The organism is Sporosarcina sp. P2 (assembly GCF_002743255.1).
Lineage (GTDB): Bacteria > Bacillota > Bacilli > Bacillales_A > Planococcaceae > Sporosarcina.
In genome coordinates this window covers 100,529-126,508 of sequence record NZ_PDYY01000006.1, presented here as the reverse complement: position 1 = coordinate 126,508, position 25,980 = coordinate 100,529, and the positions used below count along the sequence as shown (strand labels likewise).

General features: G+C 44.4%; 25 protein-coding genes. 21 read left to right on the top strand and 4 right to left on the bottom strand.

The window, feature by feature from the left end:
* Nucleotides 1-24 precede the first annotated feature (24 nt).
* The 3 genes from CSV67_RS08365 to CSV67_RS08355 all read left to right on the top strand — a co-directional run bounded on the left by CSV67_RS08365 (nucleotide 25) and on the right by CSV67_RS08355 (nucleotide 1,864).
* Nucleotides 25-705 carry a response regulator gene (locus CSV67_RS08365; protein WP_099631140.1) on the top strand — a complete coding sequence of 227 codons (681 nt, stop codon included), beginning with the start codon at nucleotides 25-27 and terminating at the stop codon, nucleotides 703-705.
* A gap of 60 nt (nucleotides 706-765) precedes the next feature.
* The gene (locus tag CSV67_RS08360; RefSeq protein WP_099631139.1) at nucleotides 766-1,332 is read left to right on the top strand and encodes a nuclear transport factor 2 family protein; all 567 of its coding nucleotides are present in this window, start codon (nucleotides 766-768) and stop codon (nucleotides 1,330-1,332) included.
* 154 nt (nucleotides 1,333-1,486) lie between these two features.
* Complete coding sequence (locus tag CSV67_RS08355; protein ID WP_099631138.1) at nucleotides 1,487-1,864, top strand: YhjD family protein; 378 nt, start codon at nucleotides 1,487-1,489, stop codon at nucleotides 1,862-1,864.
* Here the strand turns inward: CSV67_RS08355 and CSV67_RS08350 are convergent.
* From CSV67_RS08350 to CSV67_RS08340, 3 genes are all read right to left on the bottom strand, one after another.
* Nucleotides 1,827-2,363: a competence protein ComK gene (locus CSV67_RS08350; protein WP_099631137.1), complete on the bottom strand. Its 537-nt coding sequence runs from the start codon at nucleotides 2,361-2,363 to the stop codon at nucleotides 1,827-1,829. The two genes, CSV67_RS08355 and CSV67_RS08350, sit on opposite strands and share 38 nt — an antisense overlap.
* A 440-nt stretch (nucleotides 2,364-2,803) precedes the next feature.
* Nucleotides 2,804-3,967, bottom strand: a complete 1,164-nt coding sequence (locus tag CSV67_RS08345) for a M20 family metallopeptidase (RefSeq protein ID WP_099631190.1) — start codon at nucleotides 3,965-3,967, stop codon at nucleotides 2,804-2,806.
* A 179-nt stretch (nucleotides 3,968-4,146) separates the two neighbouring features.
* Nucleotides 4,147-4,656 (bottom strand): antibiotic biosynthesis monooxygenase family protein, encoded by a 510-nt coding sequence (locus CSV67_RS08340; RefSeq protein ID WP_099631136.1) that lies wholly within the window; start codon nucleotides 4,654-4,656, stop codon nucleotides 4,147-4,149.
* Between the two features lie 293 nt (nucleotides 4,657-4,949).
* Here CSV67_RS08340 and hemE point away from each other — a divergent pair, with 293 nt between their 5' ends.
* Genes hemE through hemY form a run of 3 tightly spaced genes read left to right on the top strand, consistent with a single transcriptional unit; the run spans nucleotide 4,950 to nucleotide 8,397 of the window.
* Nucleotides 4,950-5,993 (top strand): uroporphyrinogen decarboxylase, encoded by a 1,044-nt coding sequence (hemE, locus tag CSV67_RS08335; protein ID WP_099631135.1) that lies wholly within the window; start codon nucleotides 4,950-4,952, stop codon nucleotides 5,991-5,993.
* 24 nt (nucleotides 5,994-6,017) lie between these two features.
* Nucleotides 6,018-6,953 (top strand): ferrochelatase, encoded by a 936-nt coding sequence (hemH, locus tag CSV67_RS08330; RefSeq protein ID WP_099631134.1) that lies wholly within the window; start codon nucleotides 6,018-6,020, stop codon nucleotides 6,951-6,953.
* Nucleotides 6,954-6,981: 28 nt separating this feature from the next.
* On the top strand, nucleotides 6,982-8,397 hold the full coding sequence (gene hemY, locus CSV67_RS08325) for a protoporphyrinogen oxidase (protein WP_099631133.1): 1,416 nt from the start codon (nucleotides 6,982-6,984) through the stop codon (nucleotides 8,395-8,397).
* 355 nt (nucleotides 8,398-8,752) lie between these two features.
* On the opposite strand, the gene yhfH is transcribed toward hemY, so the two are convergent.
* Nucleotides 8,753-8,878 carry a protein YhfH gene (yhfH, locus tag CSV67_RS08320; RefSeq protein WP_083035173.1) on the bottom strand — a complete coding sequence of 42 codons (126 nt, stop codon included), beginning with the start codon at nucleotides 8,876-8,878 and terminating at the stop codon, nucleotides 8,753-8,755.
* Between the two features lie 207 nt (nucleotides 8,879-9,085).
* Here yhfH and lplA point away from each other — a divergent pair, with 207 nt between their 5' ends.
* The 15 genes from lplA (at nucleotide 9,086) to CSV67_RS08245 (ending at nucleotide 25,977) form a co-directional block, all read left to right on the top strand.
* Entirely contained in the window at nucleotides 9,086-10,078 is a 993-nt protein-coding gene (gene lplA / locus CSV67_RS08315) for a lipoate--protein ligase (RefSeq protein ID WP_099631132.1), read from the top strand.
* A gap of 107 nt (nucleotides 10,079-10,185) precedes the next feature.
* On the top strand, nucleotides 10,186-10,887 hold the full coding sequence (locus CSV67_RS08310) for a response regulator transcription factor (protein ID WP_099631131.1): 702 nt from the start codon (nucleotides 10,186-10,188) through the stop codon (nucleotides 10,885-10,887).
* Entirely contained in the window at nucleotides 10,884-11,906 is a 1,023-nt protein-coding gene (locus CSV67_RS08305; protein WP_099631130.1) for a sensor histidine kinase, read from the top strand. The genes CSV67_RS08310 and CSV67_RS08305 overlap by 4 nt, the downstream gene beginning before the upstream one ends.
* Nucleotides 11,887-12,666 (top strand): ABC transporter ATP-binding protein, encoded by a 780-nt coding sequence (locus tag CSV67_RS08300; protein WP_099631129.1) that lies wholly within the window; start codon nucleotides 11,887-11,889, stop codon nucleotides 12,664-12,666. Before CSV67_RS08305 ends, CSV67_RS08300 begins: the two co-directional genes overlap by 20 nt.
* Entirely contained in the window at nucleotides 12,638-14,572 is a 1,935-nt protein-coding gene (locus tag CSV67_RS08295; protein ID WP_199173158.1) for an FtsX-like permease family protein, read from the top strand. Before CSV67_RS08300 ends, CSV67_RS08295 begins: the two co-directional genes overlap by 29 nt.
* A gap of 991 nt (nucleotides 14,573-15,563) precedes the next feature.
* Nucleotides 15,564-17,120, top strand: coding sequence for a fatty acid--CoA ligase family protein (locus CSV67_RS08290; protein ID WP_099631128.1), 1,557 nt, complete (start codon nucleotides 15,564-15,566; stop codon nucleotides 17,118-17,120).
* A 118-nt stretch (nucleotides 17,121-17,238) separates the two neighbouring features.
* On the top strand, nucleotides 17,239-19,209 hold the full coding sequence (locus CSV67_RS08285; protein WP_099631127.1) for a S9 family peptidase: 1,971 nt from the start codon (nucleotides 17,239-17,241) through the stop codon (nucleotides 19,207-19,209).
* Nucleotides 19,210-19,312: 103 nt separating this feature from the next.
* Entirely contained in the window at nucleotides 19,313-20,758 is a 1,446-nt protein-coding gene (gene aspA, locus CSV67_RS08280; RefSeq protein WP_099631126.1) for an aspartate ammonia-lyase, read from the top strand.
* A 16-nt stretch (nucleotides 20,759-20,774) separates the two neighbouring features.
* The gene (locus CSV67_RS08275; RefSeq protein ID WP_099631125.1) at nucleotides 20,775-21,065 is read left to right on the top strand and encodes a late competence development ComFB family protein; all 291 of its coding nucleotides are present in this window, start codon (nucleotides 20,775-20,777) and stop codon (nucleotides 21,063-21,065) included.
* 727 nt (nucleotides 21,066-21,792) lie between these two features.
* Complete coding sequence (locus tag CSV67_RS08270; protein ID WP_099631124.1) at nucleotides 21,793-22,641, top strand: DegV family protein; 849 nt, start codon at nucleotides 21,793-21,795, stop codon at nucleotides 22,639-22,641.
* A gap of 14 nt (nucleotides 22,642-22,655) precedes the next feature.
* Nucleotides 22,656-24,026: an ATP-dependent helicase ComFA gene (locus tag CSV67_RS08265; protein WP_199173157.1), complete on the top strand. Its 1,371-nt coding sequence runs from the start codon at nucleotides 22,656-22,658 to the stop codon at nucleotides 24,024-24,026.
* Nucleotides 24,023-24,637, top strand: coding sequence for a ComF family protein (locus CSV67_RS08260; protein ID WP_099631123.1), 615 nt, complete (start codon nucleotides 24,023-24,025; stop codon nucleotides 24,635-24,637). The genes CSV67_RS08265 and CSV67_RS08260 overlap by 4 nt, the downstream gene beginning before the upstream one ends.
* 5 nt (nucleotides 24,638-24,642) lie before the next feature.
* A complete protein-coding gene (locus CSV67_RS08255; RefSeq protein ID WP_099631187.1) occupies nucleotides 24,643-25,059 on the top strand; it encodes a TIGR03826 family flagellar region protein in 417 nt (138 codons plus the stop codon).
* A 127-nt stretch (nucleotides 25,060-25,186) separates the two neighbouring features.
* Entirely contained in the window at nucleotides 25,187-25,453 is a 267-nt protein-coding gene (gene flgM, locus CSV67_RS08250; RefSeq protein ID WP_099631122.1) for a flagellar biosynthesis anti-sigma factor FlgM, read from the top strand.
* Nucleotides 25,454-25,470: 17 nt separating this feature from the next.
* On the top strand, nucleotides 25,471-25,977 hold the full coding sequence (locus CSV67_RS08245) for a flagellar protein FlgN (RefSeq protein WP_099631121.1): 507 nt from the start codon (nucleotides 25,471-25,473) through the stop codon (nucleotides 25,975-25,977).
* The last annotated feature ends 3 nt before the right edge of the window (nucleotides 25,978-25,980 follow it).

The following is a 25,980-nucleotide window of genomic DNA, read 5'->3' as shown; positions in this document are numbered from 1 at the left end:
GGTAATTACTGGGAGGAATAGGAAATGGAAGCGACAAAAATTTTGATAGTAGATGATCACCAATTATTCCGTGAAGGAGTTAAACGAATTTTGGATTTTGAAGAATCGTTTAACGTAGTAGCAGAAGGCGACGATGGTGTCGAAGTAGTTGAATTGTATAGAGAGTATGAGCCAGATGTAGTGCTGATGGATATTAATATGCCACGCATGAATGGTGTAGACGCGACGGAGCAATTAGTGAAAGAGTTTCCAAATGCGCGCGTTATCATGCTATCCATTCACGACGACGAGTCCTATGTTACACATGCTTTGAAAACAGGCGCTCTCGGCTACATGCTAAAAGAAATGGATGCAGACGCAATTATTCAAGCAATCAAAGTAGTAGCAAATGGTGGATCATACTTACATCCAAAAATCACGCATAATTTAGTAACAGAATTCCGACGTTTGAGTGAGAGAGAACATAAAGGATCCTTCCAGCAGAACGACATTCGTCGCCCCCTTCATTTATTGACGAAGCGTGAGTGTGAAGTTCTACAATTATTAACAGATGGCCAGAGTAACCGGACGATTGGTGAAACGCTCTTCATCTCGGAAAAAACGGTGAAAAACCACGTTTCCAGCATTTTGCAAAAAATGAGTGTAAATGACCGGACACAAGCTGTTGTTACAGCAATCAAAAATGGTTGGGTAGAAGTAAAATAATAATAGAATGAAAAAGGTCTTTGTACGTAGAAGGCCTTTTTCTCTACGTAGGAGGAGCATATGAAGAAAAAAGTGGCAGTCGCGTCCATAGCTTTAGCGCTCGTATTAGGCGCATGTAATAACGCAGATGAAACAAACGAGAACCATCCAGAAACTAGCGAAGCTGCACCGGGCAATGGTGCTATCGATCATGGAGTAGACGATAAAAAAGTAGGATTCAGCATGTCAGGCGACAAAGTGGAAGAAGCTACAGATGTGCCAAAAGAAGATAAAGATGAAATTCTAGCGGCTTTTGAACGCTATATCGAAACATTGAACAATCAAGACGTAGAAGGTTATCTTGCTACGCTTTCTACCGAAGGCTATGATCTGGAAGAAGAGCGTCAGGCTATGGAAGAAATGCTTGAGAATACTACGATGAAACGTGAAACAGATAATGAAACGATTGTAAAATATTCAAAGGATAGCGCACAGGTGTTTTCTACGTTGAAAACGACATTCACGGACAGTGAGACAGGAGTAGAAAATGCACCCGAAGGTCGCCAAGTAACTGTTTTGACGAAAGAAGATGGGACATGGAAAGTGTTCTCTATCCACTTTATTGGTGATGAACCAGGAAAAGAATAAACTTGTTTTAACTATCGATTGAGTGTCAAAACTTCCAGTTCGTATAACTGGGAGTTTTTTTATGCAAAAAAGCCATACTAATAGCGCTTGCTTTTCTTCGCTAAAGGAATTATAATCAATTCAAGAACATACGTTCTATTGGGAGGCGATATCAATGCCTTTGATCCCCACAGAGGCAATGCCGTATTTGGAAAACTACATTTACCTTCCTATGTTATTGACGATTATGGAACGAGACCGTCGGTTACTGGAGGAGGTTCCGTTTAAATTGAAAAGTCCATATCTTAATTTGTTAGACGAAACGATGAACACAGTTTCTGCTGATTTACGAACCACTGCTTTGTATTTACAAGAGCATAAAATGCGAGTGATACGCCATTCAACAGATGAACTATTTACGGAATATGTATTTTTATATGATGGTTATCAAGATATGCGTCGTTATTTAAATGTTCGCTTACGTAACCGGTCAGAAGAGTTACTGAATCTGTATATTAGGAAATTGTCGAATCAGAACTCTTCGGCTCCATGATCATATAATAGGAACTTCGCAATTCCTCTTGAGCGTTTTCAAATCGTTGAAACAAAATATGTGATAGCGCCATTTGGCGATAAACAGTAGCTATCGAAGTATCCAATTGCATTTGCGTATCATTTTTTAACATAACGGTCACGCCGTCCTCGTGTTGAACAACGTCTTTTACTGCATGATAAGCTACCCATGAGTTTTTATGTAAAGTGGGGGACAGCAATGGAAAAAATAATAAAGGCCGGTCATTTGAATGGGTCAGCATGATCGGTGGCTTTGGACGATTTTTCAAATCCATTTTGGAACTGTTAATAATGGATTCAAAGTTGGAACGGTAATGTGCACAAGAATCTCTCATAATTTCTAGTGGTGTTTTCTCGACAATAAAAGTCCGGTCGCTTTCCACTACTTTTGTATAGTACGGATTTGCATGTTGTCCATGAAGTAATGCAAAAGTATGAAATGTAACAATATAAGATGATAGATAATGTGGATTAGCCATGTTGTTCCCCCCAGTTTTATAGGACCATATACGTATTAATTATAGTATAGAAAAAACTAAAATCAACTGTAATGTTGGAAAATAGTAAATATTCTATTAACATGGTGGATTTTATCGAATGATCGTAGGGCGGGGAAGAAGCGACATTAATTGATGTTGCAAGTGGACACGTTCTGCGTGTGACCGCACGGGCCAATGAACTTCTCTACCATTGCCAGCAGAACCACCATCTGATGAGCAGATACGTACAGAAAGAGCATGTGCAAAACTACAACTCAAAGCGCTTCTTACGCTTAAATAGATCAAAATGTTATACAAGCCGCGCGTATCCCTTTTCCCTAAATCATTCATTCTAATTCAGCCGCTACTGCTATGGTGAAATATAAAAACTGAAGATCCCCATACCGTCGTAGGAGTGATCTTCAGTGTATTACTTTACTTCAGTTCTGATACTCAATCGCTGCCGCGCCTAATGTTTTCGCTGCTGCAATCATAGCTTTTTCATCAATGTCAAAACGTGGATGGTGGTGAGGATAGGCTTCTGCCGGACGGGCACCTGTGAAGAAGAAAGTACCCGGAACTTTTTCAAGATAGTAGGCGAAATCTTCTCCTCCCATTTGTGGTTGCATTTCTTCTACACCACTTAGATCCGCAATGGATTCAGCTACAGTTTTCAGGTAGGTTGTTTCTTTTTCATGATTGACCACTGCCGGATATCCACGGAAGTATTCTACAGTGATTTCACAATCGTGAGCCAAGGCTGTGCCTTCAGCTATACGCTTGATTTCTTGTTCCATGAAGTTGCGTACGTCATTGGTGAATGTACGAACAGTTCCGCCCAGAACGGCTTGGTCAGCGATGACATTAAAGGCATTTTCTGCGACGAATGAGCCGATGGATAGTACAGCTGATTCGATGGGGTCAACACGTCTTGAGACGACTTGTTGTAAGTTCATCACAAGCTGTGAACCGATTACGATGGCATCTTTTGTTTGATGTGGCGATGCACCGTGGCCGCCAGCTCCTTGAATGGTAATATTGAATCGATCCGCTGCAGCCATGATCGGGCCTGAAGCATAATAGATGACACCCGATTCAAAGAGTGACCACAGATGCGTGCCGAAAATGACATCGACGCCTTCTAAGCAGCCGTCTTTGATCATTGCAATAGCGCCACCTGGAGCCAATTCTTCCGCATGTTGATGGATAAATACATATTCGCCAGATAGCTCCTCACGCATTTCGTTCATAGCTTTTGCTAATTGAAGGAGCGTGGCGGTATGACCATCGTGTCCGCATGCATGCATGACGCCAGGTACAGTGGATGCATATGATGTATCTTTTTGATCTTGAATAGGTAATGCGTCAAAGTCTGCTCGCAAAGCAACTGTTTTTCCTGGCTTTGTACCTTTGACTCTTGCTACGACACCATTGCCGCCTACTCCAGTACGTACCTCTACTCCAAGACGTTTATAGAAGTCAGCGATATAAGCTGCGGTTTTCGTTTCTTTAAACGACACTTCGGGGTTCATATGTAAATATCGGCGAATCTCTACCATTTCGTCATAAGATTGTTCCAGTTTCTGAAATAATTGTTCCCTCATTAATAAAACCCCTTTCAAATAGACAAATAAGTCAATCAACTCGTTCAGTATAGCAAGCAGTAGGCCACATCGCAAACTACGTGTTTTAAACTTTTGGGTAAATGAAGTGACTAAATAGAGTGTGTAAATCATAGGGTTGACCATTTTCAACATAAAAAAGAAGGTCTGACGTCAAAACGTCAAACCTCCTCAGTGGGTGTTTTATAATGTGTAGTATATGGAGCGCTTGTGAAGATATGTTGTGTAGCACCACCTGCATCCTTGAAAACCGTCTTATCGGATAATTGATTACCAGGGGAGTTATACCAGATGTCATACAAACGTCGCTCTGTCCATTGTGTCAGCAATGTATACGTATCTGATCCGATTGGACGCAGTAAGCGGTATGCTACGAAGCCGGGCATGTTTTGCAGTTTTTCGCCTAGGTGCTTGTACTGATGTTCGAATATAGGTTTGCCTTCATCTGTCACCGCGACGTTGTCCATTGCGAAGAATCCAGGTTCTGTCAGGTTACCGTACGAACCTACCACTTCGAACTTCCTCGGCGTTTGAAATATGCTCTTGCCGTTCGTCTCATGTAGCAACAGCGTATTGCCGCCGCCATTCATTAAAAGTATTGACTCATCAGCATGTTGGTCTTTGATTTTCTCCATAAAACCCATCGTTCCAGTTGTCATATAAATATTCATATAAAATTCCTCCTTTGGCTAGTAACGATCGTCTGTGCTAAGTTTGATTAAAAGCACTCTTTACCAGTGTATGATTCTACCTTTAGTAATTCCCTTAAATCTCCCGAATCAAACACTAATTGCAAGCAAGTTAGGAATGATTGTCTAAAGCATGGCAGAAGTGAGGGGTGTCCTAGCACAAAATTATGACAAAGGCGCAATTCACTATACATTGACCTGTCAACGGTTTATCATGAGAACGTATAAGAGTTACGTGAAAGAAATTAAAAATATGGAAAGAGGTATCTCTGAATATGTCAACTTTTAACGATACGCTATTACGTGCTGCGAGAGGCGAAGAAATTGAACACACGCCAGTTTGGTTCATGCGTCAAGCAGGACGTTCACAGCCGGAATATCTTAAAATCAAAGAAAAATACTCCTTGGAAGAAATTACGCATCAGCCGGAACTATGTGCGTATGTAACAAAACTTCCAGTAGATCAATATGATGTAGATGCAGCTATTTTATATAAAGATATTGTTACACCACTTGTAGGTATTGGAGTAGACGTAAAGATTAAATCAGGCGTAGGCCCTGTTATTTCCAATCCAATTCGTTCTGCACAAGACATCGCAAACTTAGGCGAGTTTTCGGCAGAGGAGCAAGTTCCTTATGTGTTGGACACGATCAAAATGCTGACACAAGAACAATTGAATGTACCTTTGATCGGTTTTGCAGGCGCACCGTTTACACTGGCGAGTTATATGATTGAAGGCGGCCCTTCAAAGAGCTATAACCTGACAAAATCCTTCATGGTGTCTGAGCCACAAGCTTGGTTTGCACTAATGGATAAATTAGCTGATATGACGATTAGTTATATCCAAGCACAAGTTAATGCTGGCGTGAAAGCCGTGCAAATATTCGACTCATGGGTAGGCGCATTGAATGTATCGGATTACCGAATCTTCATTAAACCTACGATGACTCGTATTTTCTCAGAACTTCGTAAATTAAATATTCCATTGATTACATTCGGAGTAGGTGCAAGCCACTTGGCGAATGAATGGCACGACCTACCAGTCGACGTAGTTGGATTGGATTGGCGCTTGTCTATAAAAGAAGCTGGTGAACGCGGTATCACAAAACCAGTGCAAGGAAACTTGGATCCATCCATGTTACTAGCGGACTGGTCAGTCATCGAAGAACGTGCAAAGCTTATTGTTGAACAAGGTGTAGAGCACGGTAGCCACATCTTCAACTTAGGTCACGGCGTATTCCCTCAAGTACAACCTGCAACATTGAAACGCTTAACAGCTTTCGTACATGACTATAGTAGAGAATTACGTTCGAAATAACAATCCAACCATGAGGTGAAAATGATGACGAAAAAGAAAATGGGCTTACTCGTTATGGCGTATGGAACGCCAAACTCCTATGACGATCTAGTGCCGTATTACACGCATATCCGTAGAGGCCGTCCACCGGCTCCGGAACAAGTGGAAGATCTTCGCAATCGCTATGAAGCAATCGGAGGCATTTCACCACTTGCGCGGATTACAGATGATCAAGCGGACGCATTAGGCGCACGTTTGAATGAAGCACAAGACGACATAGAATTTACAGTCTATGTCGGTCTAAAGCATATTGCGCCATTCGTCGAAGATGCAATACAAGAAATGCATGATGACGGGATTACTGAAGCAGTATCTATTGTATTGGCACCACATTTCTCTACGTTCTCCGTTAAATCATACAACGGTCGTGCACAAGAGGAAGCGGACAAGCACGGGATTACACTTACTTCTGTTGAAAGTTGGTACAACCAACCGAAATTCATCGAGTACTGGGCGAACCAATTGCGTCAAACTTATGATGCGATGGACGAGACAGAGAGTAAGAATTCATGCTTGATCGTGTCTGCCCACTCGTTACCAGAAAAGATTCTGGCTAATGGTGACCCATATGCTGATCAGTTGAAGGAAACAGCAGAAATGATCACACAAGCAGCAGGCGTTAAAACATATGCACTTGGTTGGCAAAGTGAAGGGCAAACGCCTGAACCTTGGTTAGGTCCGGACGTACAAGACTTAACACGTGACTTGTTTGAAACAAAAGGATATACATCATTCGTTTACACACCAGTTGGTTTCGTATCGGACCACTTGGAAGTTCTATACGATAACGACTACGAGTGTAAAGTAGTATGTGACGATATCGGCGCAGCGTACCACCGACCTGCCATGCCGAATACCGATCCTTTATTCATTGATGCGATGGCTGATGCTGTAATGGATCAATTATACGCAACAAAATGAATTCAATTGGATCGGAGTGAAAAAGGACATGAGTGAACGAAAAAAAGTAGTCATAATCGGCGGCGGAATCACGGGTCTCGCTGCAGCGTACTATATGCAAAAAGATGCCCGTGAACAAGGACTTCCCATAGATATCATCATGATCGAAGCCTCAACAGAACTTGGTGGAAAAATCCAAACAGTCCGTCGAGATGGCTATGTAATCGAACGCGGTCCGGACTCCTTTTTGATCCGTAAACAAAGTGTAGACCAATTAGCGACTGAACTGGGTATTGAAGATCAGCTTGTTCGAAACGCAACAGGGCAAGCGTATATCTATCTGCATAATCAAATGCACAAAATCCCGGCAGGTGCTGTTATGGGTGTACCGACAGAAATCAAACCTTTCATTACATCCGGTTTATTTAGTTTGAGCGGTAAAATACGTGCGGCGGGCGACTTTGTATTACCACGTTCTGAAATAACTGGAGATCAGTCGCTCGGCAAGTTTTTCCGGCGTCGCTTTGGTACTGAAGTGGTGGAAAATCTAATTGAGCCATTATTGTCGGGCGTCTATGCAGGCGATATCGATCATATGAGTCTGGAATCAACTTTTCCACAGTTCTATGAAGTAGAAAAAAATCACCGCAGCTTAATTTTAGGAATGAGAAAGACCACTCCTAAACAACTGCCACAAAAGAACAGTCATAGTTCGAAGAAAACGGGAGCTTTCCATACTCTTAAAAATGGTCTGGATTCATTGGTAATAGCCCTCGAAGAACAGTTGACAGATGTCCATGTTATGAAAGGTACGCGTGTCACTAGCATAATGAAACAAGACGACCGCGCCGTTCTGACATTGAATGATCAACAGCAAATCGTAGCGGATGCAGTAATCATGTCAACGAGTCATACCGTAGCAAGTCATTTGTTTGAACCACATGGTTTGTTGAAAGAGCTAGGAACGATTCCGACGACATCGGTCGCAACTGTCGCTTTAGGTTATCCAAAAAAGGCGATGAAAAGCGATATTGATGGGACGGGTTTCTTAGTACCGCGCAGCAGCAATCATTCCATTACAGCTTGTACACTTGTCGACCGTAAATGGCCGACAACTACACCTGACGAAAAAGTGATGGTGCGTGCATTCGTCGGACGCGTTGGGGAAGAAGCGATTGTCGACTTACCAGATGCTGAAATAGAGAAAATCGTTCGCAAAGACTTGGAAGATATTCTCGAGCTTGAAGGTGAACCGGATTTCTGTATCATAACACGCTGGAAAGAGGACAGACCGCAATACCGCGTTGGCCATAAAGAGAAAGTCTTACGCGCGCGGGAGGAAATGCAATCCGCGTTCCCGATGGTCGAGCTTGCGGGTGCATCCTATAATGGAGTCGGTTTACCTGACTGTATCGATCAAGGAGTCGCAGCGAAAGATCAAGTGCTGGCGAAGCTATTTACGTAACATGATAAAATCCGTACAACACTCGTTGTACGGATTTTTTATGTTGTATAGTAAGTGGATTTGAGTGGGAGGCGCGGTTTGTTAGCGGAATGGCGCGGTTGTCGGCGATTATGGCGCGGTTTGTCAGAGGAATAGCGCGGTTGTCAGCGAGTTTAGCGCGGTTTGCCAGAGGAATAGCGCGGTTGTCGGCGAGTATGGCGCGGTTTGTCAGGAGAATAGCGCGGTCATCATTCGTTTTAGCGCGATGTTTCACCACAATGGCGCGGTTTGCCTAGCAAACTGCGAAAAATACCACATCTATGTATCTACGCAAAAAAAAAGCGAATATAGGAATATTCGCCGAATGAAAGTTTTTTTATTTTACGTTGCAATGATTACATTGATTAGAGTAACACTCGTGCTGCTCTTCAATTTCAGTTCCACATGTCGCACAAACCTTCGCCGGCAAGTTCTTGAAAAACTCTACGATGCTTTCTACCATATCCATCCATCCCCTTTTGTTTGTTGTATAACTATTTGGTATATACACATTGTATTATAACAGATACCAGAAGTCAACATTTCATTTATTTTTCTGTTAAAATGGATTCAGGCCTTTTGTGACGCGCTTTTGAGCTATTTTAGCGCTTCCAATTGTGAGAATTGACTGAAAATAAATTGTGACAATTTTGTGAGGAGAGAAGAAAATATGAAATTTATTGATAATCAAGGCATTACAGATCCACGTATAAACTTGGCGATTGAGGAATATGTACTCAACACGATGGACGTAGACAAAGATTCGTATTTGCTGTTTTATATCAATGAACCTTCCATCATTATTGGGAAAAACCAGAATACAGTGGAGGAAATCAATACAGAGTTTGTCGATCGTCATGGCATCCACGTCGTACGAAGACTGTCAGGTGGCGGTGCGGTGTATCATGATAAAGGAAACTTGAACTTTAGCTTCATTACGAAAGATGATGGGGAGTCGTTCCGTAACTTTAAGAAGTTCACGGAGCCTGTAACAGATGCGCTTGCGAAAATGGGGATTAAAGCAGAGTTGCTTGGGCGTAACGACATTTTGATTGATGGACGCAAAATCTCCGGAAATGCACAATTCGCAACAAAGGATCGCATGTTTAGCCATGGGACGTTGTTGTTTGATACAGATATGGAAGGTGTCGTAAATTCACTCAAAGTGAAGAAAGACAAAATTGAATCAAAAGGGATCAAGTCGATTCGTAGCCGTGTCGCGAATATTTCGGAATTCTTGGAAGAGCCTATTTCAATTGAACAGTTTAGACAAGAAATCTTGAATTCGATGTTCGACGGTGAAGAAAATATTGAGTATCGTGTGTTGACGGATGATGACTGGACAAAAATCCGTGAATTGTCTGCGGAGCGCTATGGCAACTGGGAGTGGAATTACGGCCGTTCACCGAAGTTCAACTTGCAGCAGACTAAACGTTTTCCTGTGGGTGGAATTGATGTTCGCTTGCAAGTGGAAAAAGGTAGTATAGAAAACGTGAATATATACGGGGACTTTTTCGGTGTGGGCGATGTCCAAGAAATTGAAAATCGTTTAAAAGGTGTGAAATATGAGCGCAAGGCGATCACAGACGCACTGGAGTCTATGGACGTTGAAAAAATCCTTGGTGGTATTCAGCTCGAAGAATTTGTAAATGTAATCTATTAAGGGGAAGCGCATGTCTTGCGGGGCATGCGCTTTTTGTGTATGAGGATTCATTTATGTGTGGTGGGAAATGCGCTATACTTAACATAATGAGAAAGTGAGGGGTTACGGTGAAGCATCGAATATTTATTGTAGAAGATGATGTAAAAATCGCGAAATTGTTAGCGGGAACGCTTGAGAAATATCAATATGAAGTCGCAATTATACAGGATTTTGATCGAGTCGTGGAAGAATGCAATGCGTATAATCCACATCTGGTGCTTTTAGATATTAACTTGCCGATTTATGACGGCTACTATTGGTGCCGTCAGCTACGACAGCATACGGTGTGTCCGATTATTTTTATTTCGGCGCGCTCAGGTGATATGGATCAAGTGTTTGCGCTTGAAAATGGAGGCGATGATTTTATAACGAAGCCATTCCATTATGAAATTGTATTGGCGAAAATTAAAAGCCATTTACGTCGATCATTCGGTGAGTATTCACCAAATCAGTCGGAGCGCATGATTGTATCGGGTGATTTGACGTTATATATAGAACGAATGACGTTACAAAAAGGCAAAGAAGAAATTCCACTTCAGAAGAAAGAATGCGTCATTCTGGAATTGCTGATGGGCGAGTCGCCGAAAGTCGTATCGCGCGAAAAGTTACTCGAAGAATTGTGGGATGATCAATCATTTGTCGACGAAAATACGCTTAACGTTAATATGGCTCGTGTGCGTAAGAAATTGACCGATTACGATGTGCAATCTTGGATTGAAACGGTGCGTGGCGCGGGGTATCGTTTCATGCCGGAATCAGAAGTCAAATGAAGGCATTTACACTGTTCGTTAAAGAGCATGTATCGTTCATGTTGTTTCAGATCGGACTCGTATCGTTCATACTACTATTGTTTTGGCTTGACGGCTTTCGCAATCCGAATACGGCCATCTATTCGGTCGCGATGAGTATTTTACTTACGGCGGGCTATTTGGGAGCGAAGTTCATCATGCGGCGTACGTATTATGCAAAGATCGTCGAAAAACCGAAGCAAATGGAAGATGCTTTGATACGGCACATTATGACGCCCGAACATCGACAGACGACAGCATTTACGCGTGAATTATATCGCCTGTACCAACATGAAGTACAGACATTATATGATAGACAAAATCGTCATTTACATTTCATGAATCAATGGGTGCATCAAATGAAAACACCGATTTCGGTCATTAATTTATTATTGCAAGAAGAGGAAGTGGACAAGAAGAGCCTCGAGCAGGAAGTGGGACGCATCCAAAATGGATTGGATATCGTCCTTGTCAATGCACGGCTTGAAACATTTGAAGAAGATATGCAAATTGAGCGGCTATTGCTGAGACAAATTTTGCAGGAAGTGCTAAATGAGAACAAACGACTTTTCATTGCGAACGGTCTGTTTCCTGTGCTGAATGTGGATGAACACTTAACCGTCGCGACGGATCGAAAGTGGATCAAGTTTATGCTCAATCAATTCATTACGAATGCAGTGAAATATACATTTGAAAAAGGTAAGAAAATACATGTGAATGCAGTCCAGCTACCAGAAGGACTGTGTCTTGAAATTAAGGATGAAGGAATCGGCATACCGGCATCTGATATACACCGGGTGACGAAAGCTTTCTTCACAGGAGAAAACGGTAGATTATCTGGAGAATCGACGGGTATGGGACTGTATATCGCATCCGAAGTCTGTGAGAAACTCGGTCACGAACTGACGATTTCCTCGAAACAAGGAGAAGGCACGACAATCGCATTATTATTTAAAGACGGAGAGGCGGGTGAAAAAGTAGATGACGCAACCGGTCGTTAAGATGGAAGATGTCACGAAAATCTATGAAGGAAAAGTCATACATCGTGCATTGAATAAATTAGACTTCGATGTGCAAGAAGGGGAGTTCGTTGCAATTATGGGGCCGTCCGGCAGTGGTAAGACGACGTTGTTGAACTTATTGATGGCCACGGATATTCCGACCTATGGCAAGATTGTCATCGGAGGCGTGGAACCGGAAAAGCTCAGTCAAAACGAAATCGCGTTATTCCGTAGACGGCAAATTGGTTTCGTCTTTCAGGAAATCAATTTACTGCAAATGTTGACGGTGGAAGAAAATTTGGTGTTACCGTTAACTCTTGATGGATTACCTGTTGAAGAAATGAAAAAACGAGTAGAAGATATGGCGCAAAAGTTGAATTTGGAAGATATTTTGGAACGCAGACCGGATGAACTATCGGGTGGACAAGCACAGCGAACCGCGATAGGACGAGCGCTCATCCATCAACCGAGCATTCTGTTAGCGGATGAGCCAACAGGGAATCTTGATTCAACGTCAGCGAAAGATGTGCTCGAATTACTTGAACATATTAACCTACATGAACAGACATCCATTATTATGGTGACGCACGACCCGATTGCTGCGAGCTATTGTGATCGTGTCCTGTTTATTAAAGATGGAGAGTTTTTCAATGAAATCTATAAAGATGAACGCCGGCAAACATTTTTCCAGCGTATCTTGAATGTGTTGTCATTACTTGGAGGTAATGTGAATGACTTTTCGACAGTTCGCTTACCGTAATGTCGTTCGTAACCGCCGGGTTTATGCAGCCTTCTTCATGGCTAGTGTGTTTTCCGTCATGGTGTTTTTCCTTTACTCGATGCTGCTGTTCCATCCATCGATTGAAAACACGTTCTTAAAAGAGATCTCAGCTCTCGGCATGGGAATAGCGGAAATCATCCTATTTATTTTCACGCTGTTTTTCCTATTCTATTCGATGCGTGCATTTTTGCAGGCGCGATCGAAAGAGTTTGGGGTGCTGTTGCTTCTCGGAATGGCAAAGCGTCAGTTGCATCGACTCATTTTCATCGAAACGATGTTGCTTGGCTTCGCATCAATCATAAGTGGAATTTTCCTCGGCTTCATGTTTTCGAAATTCTTTTTCATGATCGTCAAAGCGATCGTGCAAATTCCGGTATTACCGCTTTATTTATCCTGGAAACCATTCGTGCTGACGATGGGGGCATTCCTCAGTTTATTCGCTATCATTTCATATATCGCTCCTGTATTCATTCAGCAAGGACAAGTATCGGATTTGTTACATGGGGATATAGCCGTACAATCGGTGTATTCGTACTCGAAAAGCCGTGGGATCTTCGGAGTGGTGCTGTTGTTGCTCGCCTACGCCATGGCGGCTTTCGTATCACGTTCGAGCATCATTAGTCTGTTCTTCCTACTACCGCCACTTATCACAATCGGGACCTATTACTTTTTCACCGATACCTTGCCGCTCGTATTGCATGCATTGCGACGGCAAAAGAATATCTTCTGGCGCGATTTTTGGATGATCTCGATTTCGGAAAGCATCGTACGTTTAAAAGAAAATGCGCGGATGTTCTTCATCGTCACGCTCGTTTCGACGATAGCGTTCATGTCCGTCGGCATTTTGGCATCGTTAACGTCATTCGCTTCGCAATATCGGGAAGTAAATCCGCTCGGGCTCATTTATAAAAGTTTGCCACATAATGAATTCGAGTATCCACATATCGCACAATTGACCAATGAACTCGATCAAGCGGGTCTTGATTACTGGGCTGTACGTTTTCGTGTGCTGGAACAGCAATCTTCCTACACGAAAAATAAAGTTAATATCGTCAAGCTGTCTGATCTGAATGAACTGGCCGCAACTTTCGGAGAAAAGCCACTTTCATTACACAGAGGACATGCGTTGTTCTTACCCGCAACAGCTGCTGCGGCCAATCAGTTGTCGACGGAATCGGTCAGCACCGAACTAGGTGACAGTGGCGTCTCACTCAAGATTGAAGGCGTGTATCCGTATAAATTGTTTCCGCCAAACGCACTTGGGCTCAATACGATCGTTGTGAATCATTTGGATTTCGATCGCATTGAAGAACAAGCACATGTCAATGCACTGGCGTTTAATTATTATGCGTTTAACGTAAGGGATTGGCAGAAGACGAGGGAAATCGGATTGTCTATCCATGCCCAAGTGTTGGCGGGGCTTATGCTCGAACACCGTGATCCCGTGCGCTACGAGTTTGAGAATCCTGGGTTAAATTATTCGCATATCCGGATGACGTTTTCGTTACTGTTGTTTATTGGATTATTACTCGCAGGTGTGTTTTTCCTCGCGTCTGGCAGCTTCATCTACTTCCGGTTGTATACATCGCTTAGTCATGATCGCCGGCAGTATGCGGTGTTGCAGCGGATTGGGATGACGGATAGGGAGTTCACGAAGATCGTCAATCGGCAATTAATTCCGCAGTTTTTCTTTCCGTGGGGTGTGTCGTTCATCCACAGTGTGTTTGCGTTTATGGCGTTGCAGGTGATTTGGGATGCGCTTGCGGAGATTTCCATTGTCAAGGAGCTGGCGCTTGTGCTGGCGGGCTTTGCGCTGATGCAGATTTGCTATTTCTATCTCATCCGCTGGCGCTATATTTCACATATTAAGGCACCTACTTCCTAGGGAGGGGTGTCTTTTTTGACTGGTGAGTTACGTGGTGAGTATAAGGGGATTGAACTTATTTAATTTCAAGTTCAAGTACAAGTTCAAGTTCAAGTATTAGTGGAAGGAGTGAGTGGGTGGGGATTGAAGCTCCAGCTGCCGGACGCTTTCCCATGGGCTCGGCTTGAGCCGCTTCCCTCACTACGTTCAGTCCAGGGTCTCAAGCTCTCGCTGATCCTGCGGGAAGAGCCGTAACGAAGAACGGCTTTTGCGAGTAAAAGCGCAGCGTTAGGAGCACATCTTTGCACTCCCCGTCAGCTTCCGCTTCAATCCTACGTTGATAGTGGAGGTACGTAGGTCAATCATTGTAGATAGTGTGTGAATTGTTGTTGTCTTAGAACTTGTTGAAGTTCTAGTTCTAGTGGGAGTGAGCGTAGTTAGCATAAGGGGATTGAAGCTCCAGCTGGGGACGCTTTCCGGAGGGCGTGGCTTGAGCCTCCTCGTCCGCTTCGCTCCCTGCGGGGTCTCAAGGCGCACGCTTATCCTTCCGGAGTCGCCCCAGCCTCCGCCTCAATCCTACATTGATAGGGGAGGTACGTAGGTCAATCACTGCAGCTAGTGTGTGAATTGTATTGTCTTTACACGTTATGTAGTTCAAGTTCAAATCTAATTCAAGTTTTAGTGATTCACTGATTACTAGCCAAACTTCAATGCACAACAATAAGTATCACCCACTAACATTGCAAGGGATTGGAGCGGCAGGCGGCGACTCCCGATGGATCAGCTCGACAGGTGAGACAACTAAAGGGAGCTTGCGACCTAGTTGGCTCACCGCGGGCCCATGGGAAAGCGTCCGCCTAGAGCGCAAATCCCCAACCCCACACCCTGCCAGCCTATCCCAATAAAGTAAATAAACAAAATTCCCAGTAAACTCTTGCCAATTAATTATTTTGTCAGTATAATGAACGAAATACTGAATGGTTATTCATTCACTTGTTAGGGAGATGAAAGCATGAATTTAGTTTCTAGTGTTCAACAGACAGCACAGAGCAAGCCAAGTAAAATCGCCTATCGTTTTATGGGAAAAGACACGACGTACGCAGAGTTCGACATGTCCGTATCCATGTTCGCCAACGCGCTACAAAACCTAGGGGTTAACAAAGGGGACAAAGTGGCATTTTTACTTGGTAATACGCCACATTACCTGATCTCACTCTATGCGACTATGCGCATCGGAGCCACAGCTGTGCCGATCAATCCACTCTATACACCTGACGAGATTTCCTATATTTTAGAAAACAGTGAAGCCAAAGCCGTTATTGCGATCGATCAATTATTACCACTTGTAGAAGTAGCCAGCCAGTCTTTCCCGACGATTGAGAACTATGTCGTCTGTGAAATGAGTCCGGATGCAGGAGAGAAATTAGCTGCGCTGAATGACACAGTGAAGGCGAAGGTGCATCCATTTAGCTTGCTCATCAAGCAATCGAAACCGATGATGGAAGCGGTAGCAGTTGACGAAAATGAAAGCGCTGTCATACTTTATACATCAGGAACAACGGGACACCCAAAAGGTGCGATGTTAACACATAAGAATATCTACTCCAATGCACGTGACGTAGGAGACTATTTAAGCTTCTCAGAAAATGATAAAGTGGTGGCGACATTGCCTTTATTCCACGTATTTGCCTTAACGGTTGTAGCGAACGCACCACTCGTTAAAGGCGCTACTATATTACTTGAGCCACGCTTTAGTCCGGGTGAAATATTCCACATCATTCGTGAACAAAAGGCCACGATATTTGCCGGAGTTCCTACTATGTATAACTTCCTTTATCAATATCCGGAAGGTAAAACAGAAGACTTTGAATCCATCAGATTGGCAGTTTCAGGTGGATCTTCATTGCCTGTATCCTTGCTTCATGACTTTGAAGAGAAATTCGATGTGCGTGTTTCGGAAGGGTATGGCTTGTCAGAAGCATCACCAGTGACGTGTTTCAACCCGTTAGATCGTGAACGTGTGCCTGGATCCATCGGAACAAATATTATGAATGTCGAGAATAAAGTCGTCGATGAAAATGGTGAAGAAGTTCCTGTCAATGAAGTCGGTGAATTAATTGTACGCGGCCCCAACGTCATGAAAGGGTATTATAAAATGCCAGAAGAAACTGCGGCTGTTCTACGTGACGGTTGGCTCTATACAGGCGACTTAGCGCGAAGAGATGAAAACGGTTACTTTTATATTGTAGATCGCAAGAAAGATATGATCATCGTCGGCGGATTCAACGTGTATCCTCGGGAAGTAGAGGAAGTGCTGTTTAGTCACCGTGATATTGTAGAAGCAGCAGTCGTTGGCGTGCCAGACGCGAACTTCGGTGAAGAAGTACAAGCCTACGTTGTGTTGAAGGAAGGTTCGGATGCTACGGAACATTCACTGCTTAATTATTGTGGGAAGCGTCTCGTGAAGTATAAAGTACCAAAGTATATTGAGTTCTTGGATGAATTACCGAAAAATACGACAGGTAAGATTTTAAGACGTTCATTGAAAGATCAAATTAAGAGTTATTGATAGTGGAAAGGAGTGATGGGAATTATAACCCGTCACTCTTTTTTTACGCATGTATTGCCAAAGCAAGTACTGACTTGTTATGGTTTAGAGAGAATAGTAGGAAAACAGGAGGTATGAGATGAATAAACGAGTTGTAACGATTGAAGATTTATTTGAAACGAAGTCTGTAACGAATCCCGTATTGGCACCTAACGATCAAGAAGCGGTGTTTACGGTGACGGAATTAAATAAAAAAGACAATGCGTATCACTCAGCTATCCATCATATCGATTTGCAAACGGGTGATGTTACGCGGTGGACATATGGTAAGCATCAAGTTAGTGCGCCGAAATGGTCTCCTGACGGCAAGAAATTAGCGTTTTTATCAAATCGCAGCGAAACGAATCAACTATACATTATGCAAAAAGCGGGCGGAGAAGCCTATGCGCTAACGGACTGTAAAAAAGGAATTGATTCATTCGAATGGTCGCCGTGCGGCAAGAAAATTTGGTTTACAGGCACGCTGAAAACAGGCGAAACATTTTCTACTACAGTACAGAAGGAAAAAGGATTTCCGCAACCGATCCGTGTGACGAAAATGAAATACAAAGCAGATTTCATTGGCGTAATATCGCAAGACGAATATACACAAATCGGTTATGTTGAACTGGCCACGTGCACTATTTGCAATTTCACAATGGAACCATTTGATCATTCGCTAGAGGCGGTTTCACATGACGGCAAGCAATTGGTCGTCGGGGTCAATCGCAACGAGCAGCTCGATTATGATTTCTGTACTTCATTCGTGCTGTTGGATGTAGAGACTAAAAAAGAGACAGTCATTCTCAATGAACAAGGCTTTTTCGGCGATGTAGCTTTCTCTAAAGACGACCGCTATATTGCGTATACAGGGTATGACATGACGTTCCAAAACGTTACGCAGGCAGATGTTTTCGTCTATGACCGGGCGAACGATCAGACGATGAATTTGACAGCGGGAATTGACGCGCCGATTGGAGACGAAAGTATTTCCGATCACTTGCAACAAGTGATTGCGCCAGGCGTAGTGTGGACGGATGACGAGCAATTGTATTTCCAATTATCGAGTATGGGGGAAGTGCGTTTGTATGCGGCTACACTTGACGGCGCGATTTATCCTGCGACGGGTGAAGAGGAGCATGTCTACGGGTATGATGTAGCCGGAGACGCGGAATTTGCGTTGCTCGCGGTTAGCACGATGACGAATCCCGGAGAACTGTATCGCCAAACGATAGCGACTGGTGAACGGACAAAACTCACTTCATTTAATGAAGACTGGTTGAAGAGAGTCGAGTTAGTTGAACCGGAAACGATTCATTATACGAATGATCATGTAAATATCCAAGGGTGGCTAATGAAGCCTGCGAACTTTACAGAAGGTAAAACGTATCCGCTCATTGTGGAAATTCATGGTGGACCGCATGCGATGTACGGCTATACGTATTTCCATGAAATGCAAGTGTTAGCGGCGCAAGGTTATGGCGTTCTCTATGTCAATCCACGTGGCAGTCACGGCTACAGTCAGGCGTTTGTTGACGCAGTGCGTGGCGATTATGGTGGCGGTGGGTACGAAGATATCATGGCAGGACTGGACGAAGTACTGAAAACCGAAAACTGGATTGATGAAACGCGCCTTGGCGTGACAGGTGGTAGCTACGGTGGCTTCATGACGAACTGGATTGTCGGGCATACGAACCGTTTCAAAGCAGCCGTCACACAACGCTCGATCAGCAACTGGATTAGTTTCTTCGGTGTCTCCAATATAGGCTACTACTTCACTGACTGGCACCTGAAGGCTGGAATGACAGATGTCGATACGCTGTGGAATCAGTCCCCGTTAAAGTATGCAGAGAACATCGAAACACCTCTATTAATCCTTCATGCCGAACGTGATTTCGTCTGTCCAATCGAGCAAGCTGAACAATTATTTATTACACTAAAAGATTTGGGCAAAGAAACCGAATTTGTTCGCTTCCCCGAATCCGATCATAATATGTCGAGAACAGGGAAACCGAATTTGCGAATTGCGAGATTAGAAGAGATTACCGGGTGGTTTAAACGGTATCTATAAGGTAAGATGAGAAGGTATGCCTAAACGGCTATACATGAGAAATATTGTGTGTATAATGATAGACGAATTAAACTTATAAAAACTACTTGAGAAGAGGTTCTGCATGATGGAAGAACAATTACTGTACAGAATAGAGTCGGATTTTATCGGAGAGAAGAAGGTGCCACAAGACGCGTATTACGGTATACAAACACTACGCGCAGCGGAAAACTTTCCTATCACAGGCTACCGCGTCAATAGCGACTTGATCCGTGCGATTGCAATCGTCAAAAAATCTGCAGCACAAGCTAACCGTGACATCGGTCAATTGGACGCGAACATTGCAGAAGCAATCATCCAGGCGTCTGAAGAAGTGATCAATGGCGCATTGCGCGATCAGTTCCTCGTGGATCCAATCCAAGGTGGAGCAGGAACGTCAGTGAATATGAACGCAAACGAAGTCATCGCCAACCGTGCACTCGAAATTCTCGGCCACAAAAAAGGTGAATACGACATCATTAGCCCGAATACGCATGTCAACATGGCACAGTCGACAAATGATGCATTCCCGACTGCGATCCATATCGCCACACTAATGAAAGTAGATAAGCTACTTGGCGTGATGGAATCCCTTCATAAAACATACTTGAAAAAATCCATTGAATTCCAATCAGTCTTGAAAATGGGCCGTACACACTTACAAGACGCTGTTCCAATTCGTCTTGGACAAGAATTTGAAGCATACGCAATGGTGTTACGTCGCGACATTGAACGCGTTCGTGTATCACGCGTCTACTTGTACGAAATCAATATGGGCGCAACAGCTGTCGGAACAGGCTTGAACGCTGATCCACTCTATATCAAAAAAGTAGCAAGCTACCTGTCAGAAAACAGTGGTTTCGAATTAAAGTCTTCTACACACTTAGTGGACGCCACACAAAATACGGATTCGTACGTGCAAGTATCCGCAGCACTACGCGGCACGATGCTGAACCAGTCTAAAATTTGTAATGACTTGCGTTTGATGGCATCTGGCCCACGCACAGGTCTCTCTGAAATTGCATTACCTGCAAGACAGCCAGGATCGTCTATCATGCCAGGAAAAGTGAACCCGGTTATGGCAGAAGTCATGAATCAAGTGTCGTTCCAAGTAGTGGGTAACGATATGACGATTGCGTTGGCATCGGAAGCGGGGCAGTTCGAATTGAACGTCATGGAGCCAGTGCTGGTGTTCAACTTGCTACAGTCACTAAAAATCATGACCAACGTATTCGGTGCATTCCGCGATTATTGTTTAGATGGAATCACGGCGAACGTCGAGCACTTGTCGGAGTATGTGGAGAAGAGTATCGGGATCATCACGGCGATCAATCCGCACGTCGGCTATGAAGTGGCATCAGAGATCGCGAAAGAAGCGTTGCTAACGAACAAGTCGATCCGTGAAATTTGTATCGAGAGAAATATCTTGTCGACAGAAGAGTTGGATACGATTCTACATCCATTCGAGATGACAAAGCCTGGTATTTCGGGTAAAGAGTTGTTGAAGAAGAAAATTATTCTTTCTAAGTAATAAGGAGTATTCGACTATGAAAGTGCATAATATTATGGAAGTCGTAGTACGCGACGTGATATCCAAATATAAAGACGAGTTGAATTTGCCGTGTACTTGCGAGCATTGCTTGAACGACGTACTCGCGATGACGTTGAATAATGTAAAACCTCAATATGTCGTTGATGAAGCAAACAGTGCGTATATCCGCGCTGTCCATGAAGCGGATCGTCAAGGGGCCACTGCCATCTTGACAAAAGTCGCGTGGGCTGCGGGAATCGTTGGGCGAAACCCGCGATGCGACAATATGAAAAACCCTTCCGAGTGATTCGGAAGGGTTTTTTTATTGAAATACTCATGCTGTTGGACGGATTTGTTGTTTATGGGGGTGACGGTGGCTGGGTCGGGCCGCGCCGCGCTCATAGATGGCCGAGATCCGCTCTATCCAGCTCGGTTACCGCTCTATGAAGTATGTTACCCGCTCATACTATGCTGTGGGCGCTCTATCCAATCATTTACCCGCTCTATCGACCACGCTGTGAAGCCCGAACTATCTCACATGATCCCTGAAAACACTTGCTTCACTAAAAAAAAGGGGCGGTGGCTGAGCCGCGCTCATAGTTGGCCGAGATCCGCTCTATCCAGCTTGTTTGCCGCTCTATATAGCGTGTTACCTGCTCATACTTTACTGTGGGCGCTCTATCCAACCGTTTACCCGCTCAATGAAGACGTTTATCCGCTCTATCGACCACGCTGTGAAGCCCGAACTATCTCACATGATCCCTGAAAACACTTGCTTCACTAAAAAAAGGGACGGTGGCTGAGCCGCGCTCATAGTTGGCCGAGATCCGCTCTATCCAGCTCGGTTACCGCTCTATGTAGCGTGTAACCCGCTCATACTTTACCGTGAGCGCTCTATCCAACCACTTAACCGCTCTATGAAGACATTCATCCGCTCTATCCCCCACATCCCACAATTCATCCTCACCAATCACCTCTTCACAGATGCCAACTCCACCAATTTCAGGTAGAATAAGTTACAGGAGTTGATCATATTGAAAACAGCGATTGTGACAGACACGACGGCGTATTTGCCGGATGACATAAAAGCAGAACTCGGGATTCACACGATCCCGTTACTCGTAACTATCGACGGTAAAGAATTCAAAGAAGATGTCGACATTACGACCGAAGCATTTTACGAAATGGTACGCGGCAAGGGCCCGCTACCGAAGACCTCACAACCCGCGATTGGAGACTTCGAAGCGCTATTTAGCGAACTGGCAAAAGACTACGATGCGGTCATTACGATCCACTTGTCGAGCGGCATTAGCGGAACCTATATGGGCGCGTTACAGGCTGCCGAGTTCGTGCCGGAATTAGAAGTGCTAGCGTTTGATTCGGAAGTTTCAGCCTATCCCCAAGGCTTTTACGCGATCCGTGCAGCACAGCTTGCGAATGAAGGCGTACATCCGCGTGCGATCATCGAAGAATTAAAAGACATGCAGAAAGACGTCAAAGCCTATTTCATGGTGGACGATTTATCGCATCTGCAACGTGGCGGTCGTTTATCCGGTGCACAAGCGCTAGTTGGCGGATTGTTGCAAGTGAAACCGGTTTTGCATTTCGTAGACAAAGTCATCGTGCCGTTCGAAAAAATCCGGACGTCTAGAAAAGCGATGAAACGTATTTCGGACTTGCTGTCGGAAGATGCGAAAAATCAATTGCTCGACGCAGTAGTGATCCATGCGAATCGCTATGACGACGCAGTAGAATGGAAGAAACAATTAGAAGAAAAACATCCGAACGTCGATTTCACGATCAGCCACTTTGGTCCGGTGATCGGCACGCATCTTGGTGAAGGAGCCATGGGACTCGGTTGGGTGAAACGACGCGGAACCTGAACAGGGGGAACTGCATGTCCGAACGAGACCAACTTAAGCAATTTTTGGCGGGCCGCATTTGGTTGCGTCATCTTTTGCCATTCTCGGAAGAAGTCGTTGACGAAGCGATTCGTCAAGGCGATATTCATATAGCACCAGGTGTTACCACAAAAAAGACGTGGCATGGTACACACTATGCTTGCCAGCGTTGCCATAATGAAAATCAAGCGCGCTTCACCGTATTCACGTGCGCTCAATGCGAAGCACCGTGCGCCTACTGTAGAAATTGTCTCAACATGGGACGGGTGTCGTGTTGTTCAAATTTACTCACGTGGACAGGCACACCACCGACTTTCCCGACGAGCCACCGTATGAACTGGCAAGGGAATTTGACGCCTTCTCAGCAGAAAGCGACGAGTGAATTGTTGGAAAGTACGAAACAAGGCATATCTCATTTACTCTACGCAGTGTGCGGATCGGGCAAGACGGAAATGCTGTTTCAACCGATTCATTATGTATTACAAGAAGGCAAGCGAGTTTGTCTGGCGGCGCCTCGTGTGGACGTTATCTTAGAACTATTGCCGCGGTTAACGACTGCTTTTCCTAATACGAAAGTAGAAGCGTTATATGGCGGGGCAGAAGTAGAACACTTTGACGCACAGCTAATCCTTGCGACGACTCATCAGCTCTATCGTTTTCACGAGGCGTTCGATGCGGTCTTCGTGGATGAAGCCGATGCGTTTCCTTACACAGCGGACGAAACGTTGCAGCGAGCCGTCAGGAAAGCGGCAAAACCGAACGCACCGATTCATTTCGTGACGGCAACGCCTTCTAGACAGTTGCTTGCTATGAATAAAAAGCAAGGCCACATTTCGGTCCTCGCACGTCGCTATCATGGGCAGCCGTTACCCGTACCGCGAAGCGTTGCGCTATGGAATTACGAGAAACAGCTGAAAAAGAAACGAATTCCGGCAAAATTACTGCGCTGGACAACCGAATGTCTTGCTAAAAAGCAACCGTTTCTCATCTTCTTTCATCAGATTGAGCTGATGGAAATCGCAGAACCGTTATTCCAGAAACTCGATGAGCGAATTTGCGCAGTCCATGCGGAACATGAAGACCGCAAAGAACGGGTGCAGTTACTTAGACAGAAAGCAGTCCCTGGATTGCTGACGACTACAATACTTGAACGGGGCATTACTATTCCGAATGTGCAAGTGGCGGTTGTCGGAGCGGAGCAAACGATTTTCAATAAAGGCGCACTCATCCAAATCGGTGGGCGAGTGGGGCGCTCTGTACCGAACACATCGGGCGACTTCGTACTGTTCCATCAAGGCATCACATATGCTATGGACGAAGCGAAACGAGAAATTCGTAAGCTAAACCATACAGAGGTGCCGCAATGACGTGCTTACTATGCGATAAACCACTGCACGACCAGCCCACTTGGCAACACTTCCTCGGTATTCAAAAAGACACTTCTGCCTGTCCAATCTGTATGGATAAATTCGAACGCATCGACAGTGTCATACAAGATGATGTACTCGATTCTGTTCATTCCATCTATGCATATAATGAAGCAGCGAGAGAGTACTTGCATCAATTCAAGTTCATGCAAGACGTCGCACTCGCACAAATTTTTGCGCCCACACTACGTACCGTACTAAACGACTCTAAAAAAATCATCGTACCGATTCCGATGCATCCCATCAATAAAAAGAAACGAACGTTTTCGCAAGTGGATGCGTTACTAGAAGCAGCGAAGATCCCGTATCAATCGCTACTTGAAAAAACAACGGAATCCGTCATGGGTGAAAAATCTCGCAGCGAACGGCTCGCAATGACTGAACTATTCCACGTACCAGCCGATATACTCTATAATGAAGCAGTGTACGTGCTCGTTGACGATATTTATACGACCGGCACCACATTGCGTCACGCCGCGGAAGCGTTGAAACAAAGCGGTGTACACCGAGTGGAAGCAGTGACGTTATTTAGACCTATTAGAGAGAAGTGATGGAGATGGCGGAAGTACGAAATTGTCCGACATGTGGCAGTATGTTTAATTACACAGGACTTCGGGACGTATGTGGCACGTGTGCGCAAGCGGAAGAAGAAATGTATGAAACAGTCTATCGATTTTTACGCAAACGAGAGAACCGTGCAGCGAATATCGAGCGGATTGTGGAAGTAACAGGCGTGACACAGGAATTACTGCATCGCTGGGTGCGTAAAGGAAGACTGCAACCCGCATTGTTCCCGAACCTCGGCTATCCGTGTGATAAATGTGGCGCATTAACATCGACAGGTAAGATCTGTGCCAAATGTACGGATGAGATTCAATCCGATTTACGAACATTTGACGCGGCGCAAGAGCTTCGTGAAGCGATTAAAGCGCAAGATAGAGGCACATACTACACGCAAAAAGACGGTAGATGATGAAATACGAAACGAGCAGTTCGTACTGCTCGTTTTTTCGTACAAAAGCCTCTAAAAACTTCATGAAATCTGCCGAAGTAAAGAGTAGGACCCAAATCCAACATAAGAATCGAAAGGAGCGAGACGTATGAAAATAGAAGGATTTAAACCACAAGCCGTCAACCCGTACCGCAATCAACAAATGAAAGTCGATCAAACCAAGCAAGCAGCACAAGTGAAAACGGATAAGCTCGAGATTTCATCAGAGGCGAAAAAGTTATCCGCTACTTCACCGATTGAATCGGTAAGACAACAACGTGTACAGGAATTGAAAGCGCAAGTGCAATCTGGAGAATATCAAGTAGATGCGGGTAAACTCGCTTCCAATATGCTGTCGTATTTCAATAAGCTATAAGGAAAGTAGGGTTCCACATGTCCATTGAACCAATTTTGACAACGCTCAATCACCTAGAAAAACTGCATACGAGCTTGCTCCGTCTGTCGAACGATAAGACCGCATTGCTAAAAAGCGGCGACGTCGACGGGATTGACCAGCTGTTGAAGGAGGAGCAAGCTCACTTAGCAGCTATTATGCAAATGGACCAAAAGCGTCTACAGGAAGTGAAGCAGTACATAGCCGCACAAGGACGTGCAGTACCTGCTGAACCGACGATGACGCAATTAATCGAACTAGCAAACATTCCGGACAAAGAACAGTTAGCAGAGGCGAGGGACCGTCTCCTGCATGCGATTCATGAGTTGAAACAGCAGAATGAACTCAATCAGCAACTGACCTATCAATCTCTTCAATTTGTGAATCTATCGCTGGACATGGTCCGTCCGCGTCCGGAAACCGTCAACTATTCGAAAAACGAAGTACAAGGGCAGTCACAAAGTGGAGCCAAAACCAAGCTCTCCTCATTTGACTCCCAAGCTTAAGGA

Excerpts from the sequence above, each read along its gene's own strand:
- CSV67_RS08365 (WP_099631140.1), top strand. The coding sequence starts at position 25 with ATGGAAGCGACAAAAATTTTGATAGTAGATGATCACCAATTATTCCGT.
- CSV67_RS08360 (WP_099631139.1), top strand. The coding sequence starts at position 766 with ATGAAGAAAAAAGTGGCAGTCGCGTCCATAGCTTTAGCGCTCGTATTA.
- CSV67_RS08355 (WP_099631138.1), top strand. The coding sequence starts at position 1,487 with ATGCCTTTGATCCCCACAGAGGCAATGCCGTATTTGGAAAACTACATT.
- CSV67_RS08350 (WP_099631137.1), bottom strand. The coding sequence starts at position 2,363 with ATGGCTAATCCACATTATCTATCATCTTATATTGTTACATTTCATACT.
- CSV67_RS08345 (WP_099631190.1), bottom strand. The coding sequence starts at position 3,967 with ATGAGGGAACAATTATTTCAGAAACTGGAACAATCTTATGACGAAATG.
- CSV67_RS08340 (WP_099631136.1), bottom strand. The coding sequence starts at position 4,656 with ATGAATATTTATATGACAACTGGAACGATGGGTTTTATGGAGAAAATC.
- hemE (WP_099631135.1), top strand. The coding sequence starts at position 4,950 with ATGTCAACTTTTAACGATACGCTATTACGTGCTGCGAGAGGCGAAGAA.
- hemH (WP_099631134.1), top strand. The coding sequence starts at position 6,018 with ATGACGAAAAAGAAAATGGGCTTACTCGTTATGGCGTATGGAACGCCA.
- hemY (WP_099631133.1), top strand. The coding sequence starts at position 6,982 with ATGAGTGAACGAAAAAAAGTAGTCATAATCGGCGGCGGAATCACGGGT.
- yhfH (WP_083035173.1), bottom strand. The coding sequence starts at position 8,878 with ATGGTAGAAAGCATCGTAGAGTTTTTCAAGAACTTGCCGGCGAAGGTT.
- lplA (WP_099631132.1), top strand. The coding sequence starts at position 9,086 with ATGAAATTTATTGATAATCAAGGCATTACAGATCCACGTATAAACTTG.
- CSV67_RS08305 (WP_099631130.1), top strand. The coding sequence starts at position 10,884 with ATGAAGGCATTTACACTGTTCGTTAAAGAGCATGTATCGTTCATGTTG.
- CSV67_RS08300 (WP_099631129.1), top strand. The coding sequence starts at position 11,887 with ATGACGCAACCGGTCGTTAAGATGGAAGATGTCACGAAAATCTATGAA.
- CSV67_RS08295 (WP_199173158.1), top strand. The coding sequence starts at position 12,638 with ATGACTTTTCGACAGTTCGCTTACCGTAATGTCGTTCGTAACCGCCGG.
- CSV67_RS08290 (WP_099631128.1), top strand. The coding sequence starts at position 15,564 with ATGAATTTAGTTTCTAGTGTTCAACAGACAGCACAGAGCAAGCCAAGT.
- CSV67_RS08285 (WP_099631127.1), top strand. The coding sequence starts at position 17,239 with ATGAATAAACGAGTTGTAACGATTGAAGATTTATTTGAAACGAAGTCT.
- aspA (WP_099631126.1), top strand. The coding sequence starts at position 19,313 with ATGATGGAAGAACAATTACTGTACAGAATAGAGTCGGATTTTATCGGA.
- CSV67_RS08275 (WP_099631125.1), top strand. The coding sequence starts at position 20,775 with ATGAAAGTGCATAATATTATGGAAGTCGTAGTACGCGACGTGATATCC.
- CSV67_RS08265 (WP_199173157.1), top strand. The coding sequence starts at position 22,656 with ATGTCCGAACGAGACCAACTTAAGCAATTTTTGGCGGGCCGCATTTGG.
- CSV67_RS08260 (WP_099631123.1), top strand. The coding sequence starts at position 24,023 with ATGACGTGCTTACTATGCGATAAACCACTGCACGACCAGCCCACTTGG.
- CSV67_RS08255 (WP_099631187.1), top strand. The coding sequence starts at position 24,643 with ATGGCGGAAGTACGAAATTGTCCGACATGTGGCAGTATGTTTAATTAC.
- flgM (WP_099631122.1), top strand. The coding sequence starts at position 25,187 with ATGAAAATAGAAGGATTTAAACCACAAGCCGTCAACCCGTACCGCAAT.
- CSV67_RS08245 (WP_099631121.1), top strand. The coding sequence starts at position 25,471 with ATGTCCATTGAACCAATTTTGACAACGCTCAATCACCTAGAAAAACTG.